The 17,081-nt window shown below is 64.9% G+C and carries 15 protein-coding genes; 3 read left to right on the top strand and 12 right to left on the bottom strand.

What is annotated here, in order from left to right:
- Window positions 1-49: 49 nt before the first annotated feature.
- The 9 genes from ACFULT_RS13150 to ACFULT_RS13110 form a co-directional block, all read right to left on the bottom strand.
- Entirely contained in the window at window positions 50-1,315 is a 1,266-nt protein-coding gene (locus ACFULT_RS13150; RefSeq protein WP_378481655.1) for an ABC transporter permease, read from the bottom strand.
- On the bottom strand, window positions 1,312-2,532 hold the full coding sequence (locus ACFULT_RS13145) for an ABC transporter permease (RefSeq protein ID WP_378481654.1): 1,221 nt from the start codon (window positions 2,530-2,532) through the stop codon (window positions 1,312-1,314). The genes ACFULT_RS13150 and ACFULT_RS13145 overlap by 4 nt, the downstream gene beginning before the upstream one ends.
- Window positions 2,525-4,027, bottom strand: coding sequence for an ABC transporter ATP-binding protein (locus ACFULT_RS13140; RefSeq protein WP_037114130.1), 1,503 nt, complete (start codon window positions 4,025-4,027; stop codon window positions 2,525-2,527). Before ACFULT_RS13140 ends, ACFULT_RS13145 begins: the two co-directional genes overlap by 8 nt.
- 1 nt (window position 4,028) lies before the next feature.
- Window positions 4,029-5,126, bottom strand: coding sequence for a BMP family protein (locus ACFULT_RS13135; RefSeq protein WP_249300131.1), 1,098 nt, complete (start codon window positions 5,124-5,126; stop codon window positions 4,029-4,031).
- Window positions 5,127-5,264: 138 nt separating this feature from the next.
- Entirely contained in the window at window positions 5,265-6,707 is a 1,443-nt protein-coding gene (locus ACFULT_RS13130; protein ID WP_378481653.1) for a nucleobase:cation symporter-2 family protein, read from the bottom strand.
- A 34-nt stretch (window positions 6,708-6,741) separates the two neighbouring features.
- On the bottom strand, window positions 6,742-7,239 hold the full coding sequence (locus tag ACFULT_RS13125) for a YbjN domain-containing protein (RefSeq protein ID WP_037114124.1): 498 nt from the start codon (window positions 7,237-7,239) through the stop codon (window positions 6,742-6,744).
- Window positions 7,236-8,564, bottom strand: coding sequence for a D-inositol-3-phosphate glycosyltransferase (gene mshA / locus ACFULT_RS13120; RefSeq protein WP_176458392.1), 1,329 nt, complete (start codon window positions 8,562-8,564; stop codon window positions 7,236-7,238). Before mshA ends, ACFULT_RS13125 begins: the two co-directional genes overlap by 4 nt.
- Window positions 8,565-8,595: 31 nt before the next feature.
- Complete coding sequence (locus ACFULT_RS13115) at window positions 8,596-9,468, bottom strand: alpha/beta fold hydrolase (RefSeq protein WP_378481652.1); 873 nt, start codon at window positions 9,466-9,468, stop codon at window positions 8,596-8,598.
- A gap of 33 nt (window positions 9,469-9,501) precedes the next feature.
- The gene (locus ACFULT_RS13110) at window positions 9,502-10,743 is read right to left on the bottom strand and encodes an ROK family transcriptional regulator (protein WP_241483951.1); all 1,242 of its coding nucleotides are present in this window, start codon (window positions 10,741-10,743) and stop codon (window positions 9,502-9,504) included.
- 380 nt (window positions 10,744-11,123) lie between these two features.
- Between ACFULT_RS13110 and ACFULT_RS13105 the strand changes: the two genes are divergently transcribed.
- Entirely contained in the window at window positions 11,124-11,879 is a 756-nt protein-coding gene (locus tag ACFULT_RS13105) for an SDR family NAD(P)-dependent oxidoreductase (RefSeq protein ID WP_037114121.1), read from the top strand.
- 60 nt (window positions 11,880-11,939) lie between these two features.
- On the opposite strand, the gene ACFULT_RS13100 is transcribed toward ACFULT_RS13105, so the two are convergent.
- The 3 genes from ACFULT_RS13100 to ACFULT_RS13090 form a co-directional block, all read right to left on the bottom strand.
- On the bottom strand, window positions 11,940-13,136 hold the full coding sequence (locus ACFULT_RS13100) for an Ig-like domain-containing protein (protein ID WP_378481651.1): 1,197 nt from the start codon (window positions 13,134-13,136) through the stop codon (window positions 11,940-11,942).
- A 156-nt stretch (window positions 13,137-13,292) separates the two neighbouring features.
- The gene (locus ACFULT_RS13095; protein ID WP_037114119.1) at window positions 13,293-14,843 is read right to left on the bottom strand and encodes an MBL fold metallo-hydrolase; all 1,551 of its coding nucleotides are present in this window, start codon (window positions 14,841-14,843) and stop codon (window positions 13,293-13,295) included.
- A gap of 70 nt (window positions 14,844-14,913) precedes the next feature.
- Complete coding sequence (locus tag ACFULT_RS13090) at window positions 14,914-15,930, bottom strand: UDP-N-acetylmuramate dehydrogenase (RefSeq protein ID WP_037114117.1); 1,017 nt, start codon at window positions 15,928-15,930, stop codon at window positions 14,914-14,916.
- Window positions 15,931-15,986: 56 nt separating this feature from the next.
- Here ACFULT_RS13090 and ACFULT_RS13085 point away from each other — a divergent pair, with 56 nt between their 5' ends.
- Together ACFULT_RS13085 and ACFULT_RS13080 are read left to right on the top strand one after the other, a co-directional pair.
- Window positions 15,987-16,493 carry a DUF2505 domain-containing protein gene (locus ACFULT_RS13085; RefSeq protein ID WP_378481650.1) on the top strand — a complete coding sequence of 169 codons (507 nt, stop codon included), beginning with the start codon at window positions 15,987-15,989 and terminating at the stop codon, window positions 16,491-16,493.
- Between the two features lie 15 nt (window positions 16,494-16,508).
- Entirely contained in the window at window positions 16,509-17,012 is a 504-nt protein-coding gene (locus ACFULT_RS13080; protein ID WP_020112541.1) for a DUF2505 domain-containing protein, read from the top strand.
- Window positions 17,013-17,081: the final 69 nt, after the last annotated feature.

Below are 17,081 nucleotides of genomic sequence, written 5' to 3'. Positions count from 1 at the left end.
AATCCTACAGTGAACGTGGTCACAGTGACGCAGGCACCCTACTCGGGAGTCAGGACTTCACATAGGGCTTACCTGCGGCCGCGGGTCCACGAACGTGCCCGACGAGACCGGCAACGGCGAAGATCGTCACCACGTAGGGCAGCATCAGCATGAACTCGCTGGGCACGGGTGACCCGATGATGCCGAGCACGTTCTGCAAGTTCGACGCGAAGCCGAACAGCAAGGCAGCCAGAGTTGCGCGTATCGGGTCCCAACGGCCGAAAATGACTGCAGCCAACGCGATGTAGCCGGCACCGGCGGTCATTTCCTTGCCGAATGCGCCCACCGATCCGAGCGTGAAGTAGGCGCCGCCGAGGCCGGCGATGGCTCCGGCGAGGCAGACGTTCCAGAACCGGGTGCGCGCGACATCGATACCGACGGTGTCGGCCGCCTGAGGATGTTCACCGACGGCGCGCAGGCGCAGACCCCACTTGGTGTGGAACAGACCGAACCACACCAGCGCGACGACGACGTACATCATGTAGACGATCAGGGTCTGGCGGAACAACACCGGACCGATCACGGGGATCTGGGACAGCAGTGGAATCTCGATGCGCCCGAACCGCGGCGGCGAGTTGAGGGTCTCGGGGTTCTTCGTCAGCACCACCGAGTACAAAAAGCTCGTCAGTCCCACGACCAGAACGTTCAGCACGACGCCGACGATGACCTGGTTGACGAAGTACTTGATGGAGAACATCGCGAGCAGTGCCGCGGTCAACGCTCCGGCGAGCAGTGCGGCGAGTAGGGCCACGTAGGCGGATCCGGTGATCGACGCGACGACGGCGCTGACGAAGGCGCCGGACAGAAGCTGGCCTTCGATGGCGATGTTGACGACGCCGACGCGTTCGGAGATGACGCCGCCCATCGCGCCGAAGATCAGTGGCGTGCTGAGCGCGACGGCCCCGATGAGCAGGCCGGGTACGGGCACCGTCGCGCCTGCGGCGGCCCACGTCAGGAACCCGATCACGAACAGCACTGCGAAGACTGCGAGGACCCACAACGGTGTTGTCTTGTGGCGCAGTACGTTCCACACGGCGAACGCGAGAATCGCAGCCAACGCCACGACGACGAGAATTCCGGTCGCCCCGGTCGGGACTCCCACTGCCGGGAGCGCGAAGAAGTCGTTCTCGCTGGCGAGGCCGAAGGTGGTCGTACCTGATTTGCCGCGCAGGACGAACAGGATCAGCCCGAGCAGAGTCGCTGCACCGAGGACGCCCGGTACCTTCCAGCTTCGCTTCGGCGTCAGTACTTCCGGCGCAGTGTCGAGGGTGGTCACAGTGCTCCCACCTTCGCGGTGTCGGCGCGAGCCGCGGTCTCGGCTCCCGGTGGCGGTAATCGGAAGACAGCTCGCACCAGCGGAGGCGCCGCGATGAACAGAACGATGACCGATTGCACGACGAGAACGATGTCGATGGGGATGCCCTCGGCCGCCTGCATCGCGAATCCGCCGGCCTTGAAGGCGCCGAACAGTATGCCGGCGAAGAACACTCCCCACGGTTTGGACCGACCGAGCAATGCCACGGTGATGGCGTCGAAGCCGATGCCGGCGTCGATGTCCGCGCCGAAGCCGGTGGTGACCGTCCCCAGAACCTGTGCGACACCTGCCAAGCCGACCAGTGCTCCGGACATCACCATCGCGTACAGATACATGCGGTTGACGTCGATGCCGGCGATCCTCGACGCATGCGGGTTCTCGCCGACGGCCCGGAGGCGGAACCCCAACGACGACCGTTCGAGAAGCCACCAGACCGCGACGGTCACCACGACGACGAGGACGAAACCCAGATGCAGCGAGTAGCGGTCACCGAACAATTTGGGGAAGACCGCCGTCGATTCCATCGCGGCGGTCTTGGGGTTGTTCTGGCCGGGAGCCTGGAGTGCGCCCGGTGTGCGCAACAGGTATGCGACGAGGTAGAACGCGACGTAGTTGAGCATGATCGTGACGATCACTTCGTGGGCACCGGTGCGCGCCTTCAGCACTCCGGCGATACCGCCCCACACCGCGCCGCCGACGACACCCGCGAGGATCGCCAGGATCAGGTGAATCCCCGCTGGAAGCTGTAGCGAGAACCCGACCCACCCGGCACATGCCGCCGCGATGAGCATCTGGCCGCGGCCACCGATGTTGAACATCCCGACTCGGAAGGCAAGTGCCACACCGAGACCGGCGACGATCAACGGCGTCGCGAAGGTCAGTGTCTCCATGAGCGGCCGGATGCCGTTCTCGAATCCGGGTCGCCGGAAGTTGTACACCGACCCCTGGAACAGTGACGAGTACGCCCCCGACACTGCGTCCCAGACCGCCACCAGCATGTCCGACGGCCGGGAGAAGAAGTACCCGGCGGTCTCCTGCACCTGATCGTCGGTGACGGCGATCAGCACTGCTCCGACGATCACCGCCATGAACACGGCGAGCACGGAAATGATCGCGCTTCCGGTGAATATCTGCCGCAGAACCACATGGGACCGCGACGGTGCAGGCGTTTCAGCCATGCTTCTCTCCACCCATCATCACACCTAGAACTTCGCGGGACGTGTCGGCGGGCACGATGCCGACGATGGTCCCGCGGTACATGACTGCAATTCGATCGGCGAGCGCCGCGACTTCGTCGAGTTCGCTGGAGACGACGATCACCGGCACACCGGAGTCCCGTGTCGCGACGATCCGCTTGTGCACGAACTCGATCGAGCCGACGTCGATACCTCGTGTCGGCTGCGACGCGACGAACAGCCGGAGGTCTCGGCTCAGCTCACGCGCGAGCACGACCTTCTGCTGATTACCGCCGGACAGGCGCCCGACGCGTGTGTCGATTCCCGGCGTCCGGACGTCGAACTCCTCGACCTTCTCGGTGGCGAACGTGTCCAGATATTCGCGTCGGATGGCGCCGCGACGCACGAACGGCTCCCCCGTCGATCTGTCCAGCATGAGGTTCTCCGCGATCGAGAACTCGCCGACGAGTCCGTAGACCGTGCGGTCCTCGGGCACGAAGCCGACGCCTGCGCCGAGTACGTCGTGCACGGATGCGCCGACGAGTGACCGGCCGTCGAGCTCGATCTCGCCGCTGATCTGCTCACGCGCTCCCAGCAGTGCCTCGACGAATTCGCTCTGCCCGTTGCCCTGCACACCGGCGACGGCGAGGATCTCACCTCGGTGGACTTCGAGACTGACATCGTCGACGACCTTCTGGCCGGATCCGTCGAAGACCGTCAGGTTCTTCACGACGAGTGCTGCGTCCCCGGGCTGGGCCGGTTCCTTCGACACGGTCAGCTGCACGTCGCGGCCCACCATCATCGCGGCGAGTTCGGCGTTGGTCGCCGTCGGTTCCGCCTCGCCCACGACCTTGCCGAGCCGGATGACGGTGATCCGATCTGCGACCTCGCGTACCTCCCGCAGCTTGTGGGTGATGAACACGATCGCCGTGCCGGATTCGGCCAGCTCACGCATGATGCGCATGAGATCGTCGGTTTCCTGCGGCGTCAGCACGGCCGTCGGCTCGTCGAACACCAACACCTTGGCGTCGCGGCTGAGCGCCTTGATGATCTCGACGCGCTGCTGCACGCCGACGGGGAGTTCGTCGATCCTGGCGTCCGGGTCGAGGTCGAAACCGAAACGCGACGAGATCTCCCGCACCAGCTTTCGCGCCGCGTCGAGATCGAGCCTGCCGCCGGACTTGGTGGTCTCGTGGCCGAGAATGATGTTCTCGGCGACCGTGAACACCGGGATCAGCATGAAGTGCTGATGCACCATGCCGATCCCGGCGGTCATCGCTTCGCCCGGGCCGGCGAAATTCTGCTCGACGCCGTCGAGCAGAATCTTGCCTTCCTCGGCGCGATACAGGCCGCTGAGAACATTCATCAGGGTCGACTTGCCCGCCCCGTTCTCACCGAGCAGGCAGACGATCTCCCCCGGCTCGACGACGAGGTCGATGGAATCGTTCGCGACGAGCGAGCCGAACCTCTTCGTGATGCCCTGTAATTCTAGTTTCACGTCACTTGGGCGAGGACGGGGACTCGACGGTGATGGAGCCGTCGATGATGCCTGCCTTGATGGTGTCGAGTTCGCCCTGCAGTGCCGGGTCGACCTGTGACTCGAAGTCGTGGAACGGCGCGATGCCGACACCGTCGTTCTCGAGCGTGCCGACGTAGGGTGCGTTGTCGAACGATCCGTCACCCGAGGAGGCGACGATTTCGTCGACACTGGTCTGCAGGCCCTTGGTGACCGACGTGAGGAGCAGGTCACCGACGGACGGGTCGGACACGTAGACGTCCGCGTCGGCACCGATCAGAGCGATGGGACGCGAGGAGTCACGGATGGCCTGTGCCGCGCTCTGGTAGATCGGTCCGCCCACGGGGAAGATGACGTCCGCGTTCTGGTCGATGAGGCCCTGTGCGGTGTTCTTGGCGACGGCATTGGCTTCGAAACCGCCGGTGAACGAGCCGTTCTGGGCCGGGACGTCCCAGCCGATGACGCGAACGTTGCCGTTCTTCTGCTCGTTGAAGTAGTTGACGCCGTCGGCGAATCCGTCCATGAAGATGGTGACGGTGGGCAGCTGCGAGCCACCGAAGGTACCGACGACACCGGTCTTGGAGAAGCTCGCAGCGGCGTAGCCGGCGAGGAATCCGCCCTGGGCCGCGTCGTAGGTCAGCGGTTTGACGTTCGGCAGGTCGATGCTGGAATCGTCGATGATCGCGAAGTCGATGTCGGTGTTCGCTTCGGCGGCGGACTTGGTGGCGTCGGCGAGGTCGAATCCGACGGTCAGGATCAGCGAACATCCCTGGTCGATCAGGTTGTTGAGGTTGGGGTTGTAGTCCGTCGGCGACGCCGATTCGACGGTGATGGGCTCGACACCGAGCTCTTCGGAGGCGTTGGTCAAGCCCTCGAAGCTGAGCTGGTTGAACGACTTGTCGTCGAAGCCACCTGCGTCGGACACCATGCAGGGCTTGAAGTCGCCCGCGGCCGTGCCACCGGAATCCGATCCACTGTCCTCGGGGGCGGAGCCACATCCAGCGACGAGTGCGACCGCACCGAGCGACGCGACTCCCCCGAATACCAGTCTGCGGGTGTGTGAGCGGGGAACGACGGTCAAAACTTCCTCCAGTGTTCGGTGCAGCACGGTGGCGCTGCTGCGTGTTCGCGGGTCTCGTGAACACGCGATCGGTGTGTGGCTAGTTTGTCTGATTGCGGACGCTACTACTCGCCCGGGTTACCCGCATGATTTCGCGCCTTACGCCTCCGGGTCCCGCGGGTTCGGTTTTCTGCGGTCGACGCTGCTCCCGTCACGGTCTCTCGGGACGTCGGCTTCGTCGTCGCGCACCATGACGGCGGGGCCCGCAGCGACGATCGAGGGGTCCTCGGGCTTGCCGGGTCTGAATACGTTGAAGAAGAGATTGAGTATCACCGCGACAATGCTCGCGGCGCTGATGCCGGAGTGGAACACAGTGACGAACCAGTCCGGGAACTCGTCCCAGAAATCGCTCGCCACAACGGGAATCAGTCCGAACGCCAGCGTCACCGCGACGATGACGAGATTGTTGTTGTTGTCGTAGTTCACCTTGCCGAGGGTGCGAACACCGCTCGCCGCGACGGTACCGAACAGCGCGATGCCCGCGCCGCCGAGAACGGAAAGTGGAATCACGCCGACGATCGCGGCGAGAATCGGCGAAAGCCCCAGCACCGCAAGCACTCCACCGCCCACCGCGACGACGAATCGACTCTTCACTCCGGACATCGCGACGAGGCCGACGTTCTGTGCGAACGCGGTGGCGGGGAACGAGTTGAAGACCGGGGCGATCGCCGAGGACAGCATGTCCGCCCGCAGACCGTCGCCGACGCGCCGGGTGTCGACGTCGGTGCCCACGACCTCGCCGACGGCGAGGATGTCGGCGGTGGTCTCCACCATGATCACGAGGATCACGATGGTCATCGAGATGATCGCGCCGACGGCGAAGATGGGGCTGCCGAACGCGAACGGCGTCGGCAATGCCACGATGTCCGCGTCGCCGACACCGTCGAAATCCGCTTTCCCGAAGGCGAACGCGGCGATCGTGCCCACGAGAAGTCCGAGCAGAATCGACAGCCGCGACACCGTGGGGGTCTTCGTCAGGATCAGCACCACGAGCAGAGTGAACATCGCCAGTCCGATGTTGCCGACGTCGAGGTACTCCGGATTCGGTACGCCGCCGACCATTTCCTGGCCGGTGATCCATCGGGCCGCGACGGGCATCAGCGAGAGGCCGATGACCGTGATGATCGATCCGGTCACGATGGGCGGAAAGAACCTCACCACTTTGGAGAAGAAGGGTGCGACGGCGAGGCCGATCAGAGCGGCGACGATCACCGAGCCCAGGACGGTTCGCAGGCCTGCCTCGCCGCTCTCCGCGCCGACGATGATGGTCAGCATCGTGGAGACGGCGGCGAACGAAATGCCCTGCACGAGCGGCAGTTGCGAACCGAAGAACGGCACACCGACCGTTTGCAGAACGGTCGCGATACCGCTGACGAACAGAGCGCAGGAGATGAGCAACGCCTGGTCGGAGCCGGAGAGACCCGCCGCACCACCGACGATGATCGGCACTGCGATGACGCCGCCGAACATCGAGAGAATGTGTTGCATGCCGTACCCGAACATCTGGAGTACCGGCGGCGTGGCGTCCTCTGGCCTGGTCATGTAACGGAGCGTACGAACGCTCCGTTACGTCCGATCAAGTATCGAGTTTCGGCGGTGTAACCAGGTGCTCGAAGGCCTTCAGGTTCGCCAACGACTCGCCCCTGGACACACGCCAGGCCCACTCGCGTTTGATGGATTCGGCGAAGCCCAGTTCGAGCAGGACATTGAAATCTCCGTCGGCGGCTTCGAGCACCTGGCCGAGTATCCGGTCGATTTCCTCGCCCGTCACAGCATGAGTCGACAACCGACCGACGAGGTAGATGTCCCCTACCTTGTCGAGCGTGTAGTGCACTCCGTAGAGCCGTCGATTTCGCCGCAGCAGGTATTTGTAGACACCCTCGAAGTTCTCGTCCGGTTTGCGGCAGACGAACGCCTCTATCCGCACGCCGTGGTGCCCGACGGTGAGGATCGTGGTCGTCTTCAGCTTCCGCTCACCGGGCAGCTCGACGACGAACGCGTTGTCCCCCTTGCGTTGGTACTCGAGCTCGCGCTCGCTCAGTACCGAATCGATCAGCTCGATCAGCTCGCTCATGCCGTTGCCCCCGCCCTTCGTAGCTTCGACAGTCCGCGTACGCGCCGCGGCGAGAACTCGCTCGGGGCCTCGTGACGGTCGAAGTGGAATTGTGCTGCACGATAACTGTCCAGCAGGCCTTCCGCGGTGTGTTCCCACGAGAAGTTCGCGGCGTGGTCCGGTGCCGCCGATGCCATGCGCGCCAAGCCATCTCGGTCTGCGAGCATCGCGCCGAGAGCTCGCGCCCACTCCGCGGTTCGGTGCCCTTGCACGAGCACACCCGTCTCCCCGGACCTGACGGCGACCCCGAGCCCGCCGACGTCCGCTGCGATCACCGGGGTTCCGCTGGCTTGAGCTTCGATCGCGACGAGTCCGAACGATTCGTTGTAGCTCGGCACGGCCACGACGTCGGCAGCACGGTAGACCTGGACGAGTTTCTCGGACGGCTGCGGCGGCAGGAACGTCACTCTCGCCGAAATCCCCAGTTCTGCCGCAAGTTCGATCAAACTGTCGGGACGGTCCAGTCCGCTGCCGGACGGCCCGCCGACCACGAGTACCCGGAGCGGCAGGCTCGGTCGAGAGGCCAGCAGTTCCGCTGCCGCGCGCAGCAACACGTCCGGGGCCTTGAGCGGCTGGATTCGGCCGACGAAGGCGACCACGGTTTCCGACGGATCGATACCGAACTGTGCTCGCGCAGCGGCTTTGTCACCGGGTCGGTACCGGCCGAGGTCCGCGCCGGGCGCGACGACGTCGATCGACCGAGGCGACGCGTGGTAGATCTCGATCAGCTGCTTCGCTTCTTCACCGGTGTTGGCGATCAGCCTGTCCGCCTCGGCGACCACCTGTTGCTCGCCGATCTGCCGCGCGGCCGGTTCCGGAGAATCCCCCGCTGCCAACGACGCGTTCTTGACGGCGGCGAGAGTATGTGCCGTGTGGACCAGCGGCACACCCCAGCGATCGCGGGCCAGCCAGCCGACCTGGCCGGACAACCAGTAGTGAGAGTGGACCAGATCGTAGTAGCCGGCGTCGTGCCGCGCCTCTTCACGAAGGACGCCTGCCGCGAATGCGCACAGCTGCGTCGGGAGATCCTGTTTGTCGAGTCCCTCGAACGGCCCTGCCACGATGTTGCGCACCAGAACACCCGGTGCCGCCTCCTCGAGTGGCTTGTCCGCCGACGACGTCGCACGCGTGAAGATCTCTACCTCGACGCCCCGTTTCGCCAGCTCCTTGGCACTCTGCAGCACGTAGACGTTCATCCCGCCCGCATCCCCCATGCCCGGCTGCGCCAACGGCGAGGTATGCAACGACAACACTGCAACCCGATTCAACTGGCGACCACTCACCACACCAGTTTGCACTCTCCCGCGCCGCCGTCGTTCACAGACCCTGAACGAAGGCCGTCACCTCGGCCAGAAACCGGTCGGGATCGGCGACGAACGGGCCGTGGTCGACACCCTCCCAGAGGGACGCGGTCGCCGCCGGAATCAGCGACGCAGCATGCTCACCAGCGGAGACGTCGACGACGGTGTCCGCGGTGCCGTGCAGGACCAGTGCGGGTACGTCGAGGCCTGCGAGCAGGTCGTCGTGCGAGACAGTCCGATCGAACAGCGCCGCTCTCACTCGGGGCGGCGTCGACAGCGTTGCACCGAACAGGGCCTGAGCCTGCTCGCCTTTACCCGCGGTCGGCCCCTTCAGGGCTTCGCCCTCGATCGGTCCTGTCAGTGCGTGACCGAAGCTACCGAGCGCCTTGATGGCCGTCCGCGGCTCCTCCGACATCGCGTCCGGGATTGCCGCGCGCATCGCGCTGCCGACTCGACCACCGGCCTCCCCCCTGCCGATGCTGGTGATCGCGCCGACGAGCACGATGCCCGCGACCGTGCCCGTCCCGTGCGCGGCCAGATAGTCGCAGAGCACCAGGCCGCCGTAGGACCAGCCGAGCAGAACCGCATCCTGATCGATTCCCTCGGCGGTCAGCACTGCGTGCACGTCTGCCGCCCAGTTGGCCGATTCGCCGTACCCCGTGCTCGGAGCGTCCGAGTAACCGTGGCCCCGCAGGTCCACCGCGATCACCCGGAACGACTCCGCCAGCGTCGTCAGCACCCGGTCACCCCAGCACGCGGACGACTGCGCCCACCCGTGCAGCAGGACGAGCGGGCGGTGCGACTCGTCGCCGCTCACTCGATAGACGATGTTCGTGCCGGCCGTGGTGGTGTCGATTCGGCTCGTGGCTTGGCGTACCGATCCAGTCATGCCCTCATCATGCCCGGCCGCGCGCAGCGCGAGTTACGCGGCAGCCCGGCGCATCGACGCGAGCGGATCGGAGTAGACCGAGCTGAGGGACACCACGGCCGCTGCGAACTCCTGCACCCTGTTTCCGAAGCCGGAGATTCGAATGTCCTTGCGCGGCAGCGTCGACGTCTGGCCGAATGCCTCGGCGACGTACGGAATACCCGCGGCGTACTGGGTGAAAGCCTGTCCGCCGAGGACCACCCGATCGGGGTTGAACAGATCCCGCAGAAGTCCGACCGTCCGACCGAGCACCTTCGCACGTTCGACGAGGATCTGCTGCGCCGCCGCCGATCCGTCGTGGGCGGCCTGGTACAGCGCGGCGACGCCTGAGCCTGCCGCGAGAACTCCACGCTCGACGGCGATGGCCAGCACCGCGCGGTCGCTCACGGTCGCCTCGAGGCATCCGCGGTTTCCGCACTGGCACAGTACGTTCGAACCGGTGGGCAAATGAGCGATGGAACCCGGACCGGTGGAGGGCGTGTGCACCCGGCCGTCGATCGTCAACGCGATCCCCGCGGTCTCGCGTGCGTAGAAGTACAGGCTGGTGCCGGCAGTCGAGTTGTCGGCACGTGCCGGCGTCAAGAGCAGTTCGGAGCCCGCCATCGCCTCGACGTGACCGGACACGGAGACGGGCAACCCCAGGCCGCCGCCGACGATCGCGCCGACCTGAGCGCTCTCCCAGCCGAGACGTGGATGGTCCACCGTGCCCGACGCACCGTCGACTCGACCACCGAGGGCGACACCCACCCAGAGAGGCGTTCTACGGTGCCAGCGCGCCGCGAAAGCGCCTGCGCTGCGGGTGATCACGGACAACGCTTCGGAGGCGGGACCGCCCGGCGTCGGGATCTCGACGGCGCCCAGGATGCGACCGCGCAGGTCGCTGACGACGATTCCGGTGACGATGGCACCGATGTGGATTCCGATGGTGGCGTAGGGCTCATGGTTTACCTCGAACGGCACGCGGGGGCGGCCGATCGCACCGGAGGCCGTCAGATCGGCACGTTCGCGCAGCAACCCGGCACTCAACAGGGCGGAGACCTGACGGTTGACCGTCGCGATACTCAATCCTGTTGCACGAGCGGCAATGTCGCGGGAGAGCGGCCCGTCGGCGGAGGCTACGCGGAGCACCGACGCGGCGGGACTGTCGGCGACGCGAAGGTCGGGCGCTACGACCTGAACTCGACCCCGTCCCGCTGCACGGGACACGGAGGTGGGTCGTGAACCACGAAGGTTCACGGTGGTGGAATTTACCGGCAAAGTTGCAAGTGACACTGTGGTTCGTCCTCGGCAGTAGACCCACACGAAGCGTGGGTGACACAGGTGCTGGAGAAGGAGAAAGTCGAGCGAACGAAGCCTGCAGATCGGCCGATACGGCCGGAAATCGGAAATCGACGAGCGATCTCGAGAAAGCTACAGGCCTAGAAGCTGCGACAACACAGTTCACGAGGGAGCGGCAGCCGGGAACCCAGAGCAGCGGTCACGTACGTGACGCGCAGTGCAGGAGTGTGGCTGGCGGACATGAACGCAAAAGTAGCACTTCCCCGCCCGATCACCAATACGGGGAAGATTTCCGCTGCCCACCGCCCGTGGCAGGACCGGAGTCTAGAATTTCTGCCATGACATTGTCCGAACAAATTCCGTCCGACGCCCGCATCGCCGTAGTCACCGGCGCAAGTTCCGGCATCGGTGAGGCAACCGCACGCCAACTCGCCGAGCAGGGCTACCACGTCGTCGTCGGTGCGCGACGCGTCGACCGGCTCGAGAAGCTGGCATCCGAAATCGGCGGAACCGCACTGCAACTCGATGTCACCGACGAAGATTCGGTAGCTGCATTCACCGCTGTGATCCCTCGTGCGCACGTGTTGATCAACAACGCGGGCGGCGCCAAGGGACTTGCACCCGTCATCGATGCCGATCTGGACGACTGGCGCTGGATGTGGGAGACGAACGTGCTCGGCACTCTGCGCATCACCAAGGCATTGCTACCGAAACTCATCGAGTCCGGCGACGGACTTGTGGTCACCATCACGTCGGTGGCCGCCTTCGAGGCGTACGACAACGGCTCGGGATACACCTCCGCCAAGCATGCACAGGCCGTCCTGCATCGCACGCTGCGCGGCGAGCTGCTGGGGCAGCCGGTTCGGCTCACGGAAATCGCGCCGGGAGCCGTGGAAACCGAATTCTCGCTCGTCCGTTTCGACGGAGACGAGGACAAGGCCGACGCCGTCTACCAGGGCATCACGCCGCTCGTCGCCAAGGACATCGCCGAGATCATCGGGTTCGTGGCATCACGACCGTCGCACGTGAACCTCGATCAGATCATCATCAAGCCGCGTGACCAGGCCGGCCCAGGCCGCTTCAGCAGAAAATAAAACCCTGTGCGAGTGGAAATGTAGGCCCTGGCCTACATTTCCATTCACACAAGATGCGCCTCACAGCGCGGACATCGACTCCCACGTCGGCCAGTCGATCGCCCAGTCGTAGAGGTCACCGTCGGCGGCCGACAGATCGATGGACGTACCCGTCACCTCCACCGGATCGCCGTACATGGCGATACCGAAATACTGCTCCGCATCCGACGTCGACAGGTTGATACAGCCGTTGGTGACGTTGGACGCCCCCTGCACACCCGTCGTCTCCGGGTTGGCGTGGATGAACTCACCGTTGTTGGAGATCCGCACGGCCCATCGTTCGCGCACGTTCTCGTAGAACGGCGGGTTCGACATCAGGAAGTCCTCGTGCTTCTCGGTCACCACGTGCACTCCGCTGCGCGTGACGTTGCGCGCTTCGTTTCCCTCGCCGTAGCTGACGGGAATGTCCATGATGGTCTGGCCGTCGCGCACGACCTGCATGCGATGGCTCGTCGCCTCCGCCTTGACGATCTGGCTACGACCGATGGTGAAGTCGAGTGTCACGTCGTCGGCGCCGTACGCACCGCCGCCGTAGTCGACCCCGTACAGGTTCGCTTTCACCGACACCGTCGTGCCGGGAGCCCAGTAGTCGGTGGGGCGCCAGTGGACGCGTGAGCCGTTGTCGTCGGGGAACCACGCCCACGCGCCCGGCGTCGGCGGGTTGGTCGTCACCGTCAACGCCTTCTCGACGGCGGCCTTGTCCTCGATCGAGGAGTCGAACTGCAGGATGATCGGGGCCGCGATCCCCACTTCCTGGCCGTCGCCGATGTTGGTGCTCACCGACGTGCGACTGTCCGGCGTAACCGTCGTGAAGCTGCCCTCGACGGGTACGGACTTGCCGTCGCTTCCGACGGCGTTGCCCGCCCAGGTGTACGAGACGCCGTAGCCCAGCGGCTCCGTGACGGAGTACGACGCTTTGTCCGGCGCCAGCGCGCCTTGGACGACCTTGCCGTCGGGGTTGGTGAGAGTGACGTCGGCCAGGGTCCCGTTCTTCACTGCCACGGAGATCGGCGCGACGGGGCTGACGTCCTCGGCTCCGTCGGCGGGGTTCTGCGTCACTTGGGCGACGGGAGCTGCTTCGGTGGTCGGCTCGGATCCCCCGGAGGAACCATCGGTGCCACCGATGGTGCAGCCCGCGACGAGCGCCGCGAACGCCACGATTGCTGTGACCAGCCACAACAACCGCGTCCGTTTTGTCTGTTCTACCTGCTCATACACGTATTCCAACGTACTCGCGGCGAATCGATGGACCACCATCGAAAGCCGGGGTGCGCGGAGATTCACACCGAATACTCAAGGGAATTCGGACAATCCGTGCAGCTGGACAAATCCGTGCACCTGGACAAATCCGTGCACCTCGACAATCCGTGCACCTCAGAGCTTCGTCGACCTGAGTTCGTGCCCCTTGGACGTGAGGCACCGGCCGGTATCGAGGTTCCAGTCCCAGCCGTGCAGGTTGCAGGTCAGCTTGTTGCCCTCGACGATGCCGAACTTCGACAGGTCCGCTTTCAGGTGCGGACAGCGACGCTGGATCTCGTATCCATCCTTGACGATGGTGGCGGTGTCGTCGTGCGCTTCGGCGAACCAACCGTCGGCGTAGGCGATGCGCTCGTCGGTGAGGCACTTGAAGAACGTGTAGAGGAACTCGTTGTATCCGCCGACGCGTCGGGCGCGGAACCTGGTGGACAGGAAGATCGAGTTGACCCAGTCCGGTTCCTTGTCGCGCACGGCCGTCCGCACGAGCTGCGGTGAGATCGTGAAGCTGTACCGGAACCGCTCCTTGAGCAGAGGCTCACGCACGATGCGCTTGGGGAAATCGAGTACGACGGTTTCCGCGCCGAGCATCAGGGCCACCGGGTACCCGATGCCGTCGCAGATCTGGTCCGTTTGAATCATGATGGGCTCGAACAGCTCTCGCAGTGGCTCGAGCAGTGGCTCGCCCTCGGCCGGTGCCCACGCTGCCTTCTCCGCGGCGATGACGCCTGCCTGACGCTGCGCGAAGTCCTCGATGTACTGGGCCTTGCCGGTGGTGAAGATGGCTTCGGCTTCTTCGGTGGGAATCGGGTGCTCGTGCGAGACGAGCTCGCTGCCCGAGAACGTCGACGTGGTGCCGGGGATCTGCAGCAGGCCCTTGTCGTGGCCGTTGCGGCGCATCTGATCGAGGAACACCATCTGATCCGGGAAGATGTTCGACGGGTCCTCGTACACGTCGTTGAGGAAGCGGAGTTCGTCGTCGAGGAAACACGGCGGGCCTGCCGACGGAATGACCCAGGTCGCGCCGATCTGCTCGATGTACTGGCGAGCACGATCCATCTGACGCTGACGCTTCTGCTCACCGAACGACTTCTTGGCGCGCTCGACCATGTCGTAGACCATCGGGTACCAGATCGCGCCCGAGTACTGCAGCATGTGCACGTCGACGTGCCCGAATTCCTCCGTCAACACGTCGAGGTCGACGGGCCGGGCGTCGTTCATGTTGAACGCGACGGTCTCTCCGTCGGAGACGACCAGGCCGGAGTCACCGATCGGGCCGTCGGCGGGTGCGCGCAGGGCGATGATCATGATGTCGAGATCGCCCTTGGGGCCGGAAATGCGGTGCTTGACCGAGTCGGTCGTCTCGAAGAACTTGTGGAAGCCGAGCTTCTCGAGCTCGTGCTTGAGGTCCGGCACGGGGTAGTCCGGCAGCAGAACGGTGGTGTTCTTGTCCACGTGCTCGGCGAGGTTCTTGGGGTCGAAGTGGTCCTTGTGCAGGTGCGAGACGTAGAGGTAATCGCACTTGCCGAGCTCGTCCCAGTCCAACTGCGTGTTGTCCGGGAACGGGAACCACGACGTGAAGTAGGCAGGATTGACCCACGGGTCGCACAGGATGGTGCCTGCATCGGTCCGAATGTGGAACCCCGCGTGCCCGACGCTTGTGACCTGCAACGAACTACTCCTTAACTTGCTACGAAGAATCAATGGTAGGCGCTGCTACCGACTCGATGCCGCTACCGAGTCAACTCAAGGAGCAGCCGACGAGATCGCACTCCGGCACCAAGGTGATGCCGAACTCGGCTTCCACTCCGTCACGGATGTGCGACGCCAACGCCATGACGTCCGACGTCCTCGCCCCGCCGCGGTTGGTGACGGCCAGCACGTGCTTGGTGGACAGCGACACTGTTCCGTTGCCGAACTCCGTGCCGTAGCCGTGGGCGAAGCCGGCGTTCTGGATCAGCCAGGCGGCATGGATCTTGATGCCCGACGGGTCCGGATACTGCGGCGCCCTCGATGCCGACGCGGGAATCTCCGTCAGCACCGGGTTCAGGAAGAACGAGCCGACGCTCCACGTGTCGTGGTCCTCCGCGTCGAGCACCATTCCCTTCTGGCCGCGCAGATCGAGTACTGCTTCTCTCACCTCGAGCGCAGGGACCGTGTCACCGATGTCGACGCCGAGCCGGTCGGCGAGACCGGCGTAGCGGACAGGATCGGAGGACGCGGACCGTCGCAGGCCCATCGTCGTATCGAGAATGACGTATCGCATCGAATGCTTGAACACCGACTGACGGTGCAATCCGAAGCCGCAGCGGTCCGGCGACCAGACGGCGGTCTCGCCTGTCTCGCGGTCGTACACCGTCAGCGATTCCAGCACGTCGGACGTGACCGTGCCGTACGCACCGACGTTCTGCACCGGCGTCGCACCGGCCAACCCAGGGATGCCGGACAGGGTTTCGATCCCGGCAAGACCCTCGTCCAACGACGCGGCGACGACGGAGTCCCACCGCTCACCGGCAGCGACCCACATGGAATCACCGTCGACGCGCACTCCCGACGTTTCGACCTTGATCACCAGACCGTCGAAACCCTGGTCCCCGACGACGAGGTTCGATCCGCCACCGACCAACAGCACCGGGGTTCCCGACGCATCGGCGTCACGCACGAGAGAGACGAGCTCGTCGGACGTCGTCGCGACGGCGAACTCGCGAGCCGGGCCACCGAGTCGCATGGTGGTGAGCTCGGAAATTGCGGTAGGCACGGGAATCCAGGGTACCGGTCGACGCGGATGTCAGGAGCCACCGGTACCCTCCGCCTATGCCTCGCCCCATCGCGCACAGCGCGCCCGTTCCCGCACCCGTCGACAAGGTGCACGCCGCGCTCGTGTCCGAGCAGTACTGGAAGGACCGCATCGAGCAGATCGGCGGCCCGGGCGCACAGTTGGTGAGCGTCACCGCGATCAACGGAACCATCAGCGTCGTCATCACGCAGACGGTTCCCGAGGAGGAACTGCCCGCTGCAGTCACTGCGTTCAAGAAGGGCCCGCTGATCATCGAGCGCACCGAGTCGTGGGGTCCTCTCGGCGGCGGACGCGCCGAGGGCAAGTTCGGAGCCACCGTCGACGGCGCTCCGGCAACCATTTCCGGCACCACGCTCCTCGAAGGCGACGACACGTCGTCGACGATGTCGCTGTCCGGAACCACCGAGGTCAAGATCCCTCTCTTCGGGAGCAAGATCGAAGCGATGATCAGCGAACAGGTACTGGGGCTCATCGACAACGAGCACGACTTCACGGGCAACTGGATCGCAGAAAACCTCGGATAGGTACCCTCTCCGGTTATGGCGCGCCGAATGAACTACTCAGCCCGGTTCACCTACTCCACCGAGCAGGTGTACGCGGCGCTCTCGAGCCGCGATCACTGGGACGCTCGCATCGAGGAGATGAAGAAGTACTCCCACAACGAGCTGAAGAGCTTCGAGGTCTCCGACGCAGGCATCGACGTCGTGATGCACCACATCATTCCCAGGACCGAACTGCCGGACATCGCGCAGACGGTCATGAAGAAGGACATGGTCATCACCCGCAACGTGCACTTCGACCCCTACTCGGACACCACCGAAGGCAAATACGACGCCTCCATCCCCGCCGGCCCCGGCAGCCTCAAAGGCGTCACCTCCCTCTTCTCCACCGACACAGGCTCGACGCTGCGAACCTCCTCCGAGGCCAAGGTGTTCCTTCCCTTCGTCGGCGGAAAACTGGAACAGCTCATGCTCGTCAACCTCCGAGACCTCTGGCGCGGCGAAGGCGAAGTCACCGCCGACTGGCTTGCCCAGAACAACTAGAGGCTCCACTCCTGGCCAACCGGGTCGTTCCGCAGGCTCCACTCCTGGCAACCTGGGTCGTTCCGCACG

Source organism: Rhodococcus sp. NPDC057297 (assembly GCF_042667435.1).
Taxonomy (GTDB): domain Bacteria; phylum Actinomycetota; class Actinomycetes; order Mycobacteriales; family Mycobacteriaceae; genus Rhodococcoides.
Note: the sequence above shows the minus strand (reverse complement) of the source record. Positions and strands in the feature narration are given on the sequence as shown.

What these genes read in the sequence shown, in the direction of transcription:
- ACFULT_RS13145 (WP_378481654.1), bottom strand. Translation starts at nt 2,532, where the DNA reads ATGGCTGAAACGCCTGCACCGTCGCGGTCCCATGTGGTTCTGCGGCAG.
- ACFULT_RS13130 (WP_378481653.1), bottom strand. Translation starts at nt 6,707, where the DNA reads ATGACCAGGCCAGAGGACGCCACGCCGCCGGTACTCCAGATGTTCGGG.
- ACFULT_RS13125 (WP_037114124.1), bottom strand. Translation starts at nt 7,239, where the DNA reads ATGAGCGAGCTGATCGAGCTGATCGATTCGGTACTGAGCGAGCGCGAG.
- ACFULT_RS13115 (WP_378481652.1), bottom strand. Translation starts at nt 9,468, where the DNA reads ATGACTGGATCGGTACGCCAAGCCACGAGCCGAATCGACACCACCACG.
- ACFULT_RS13105 (WP_037114121.1), top strand. Translation starts at nt 11,124, where the DNA reads ATGACATTGTCCGAACAAATTCCGTCCGACGCCCGCATCGCCGTAGTC.
- ACFULT_RS13085 (WP_378481650.1), top strand. Translation starts at nt 15,987, where the DNA reads ATGCCTCGCCCCATCGCGCACAGCGCGCCCGTTCCCGCACCCGTCGAC.
- ACFULT_RS13080 (WP_020112541.1), top strand. Translation starts at nt 16,509, where the DNA reads ATGGCGCGCCGAATGAACTACTCAGCCCGGTTCACCTACTCCACCGAG.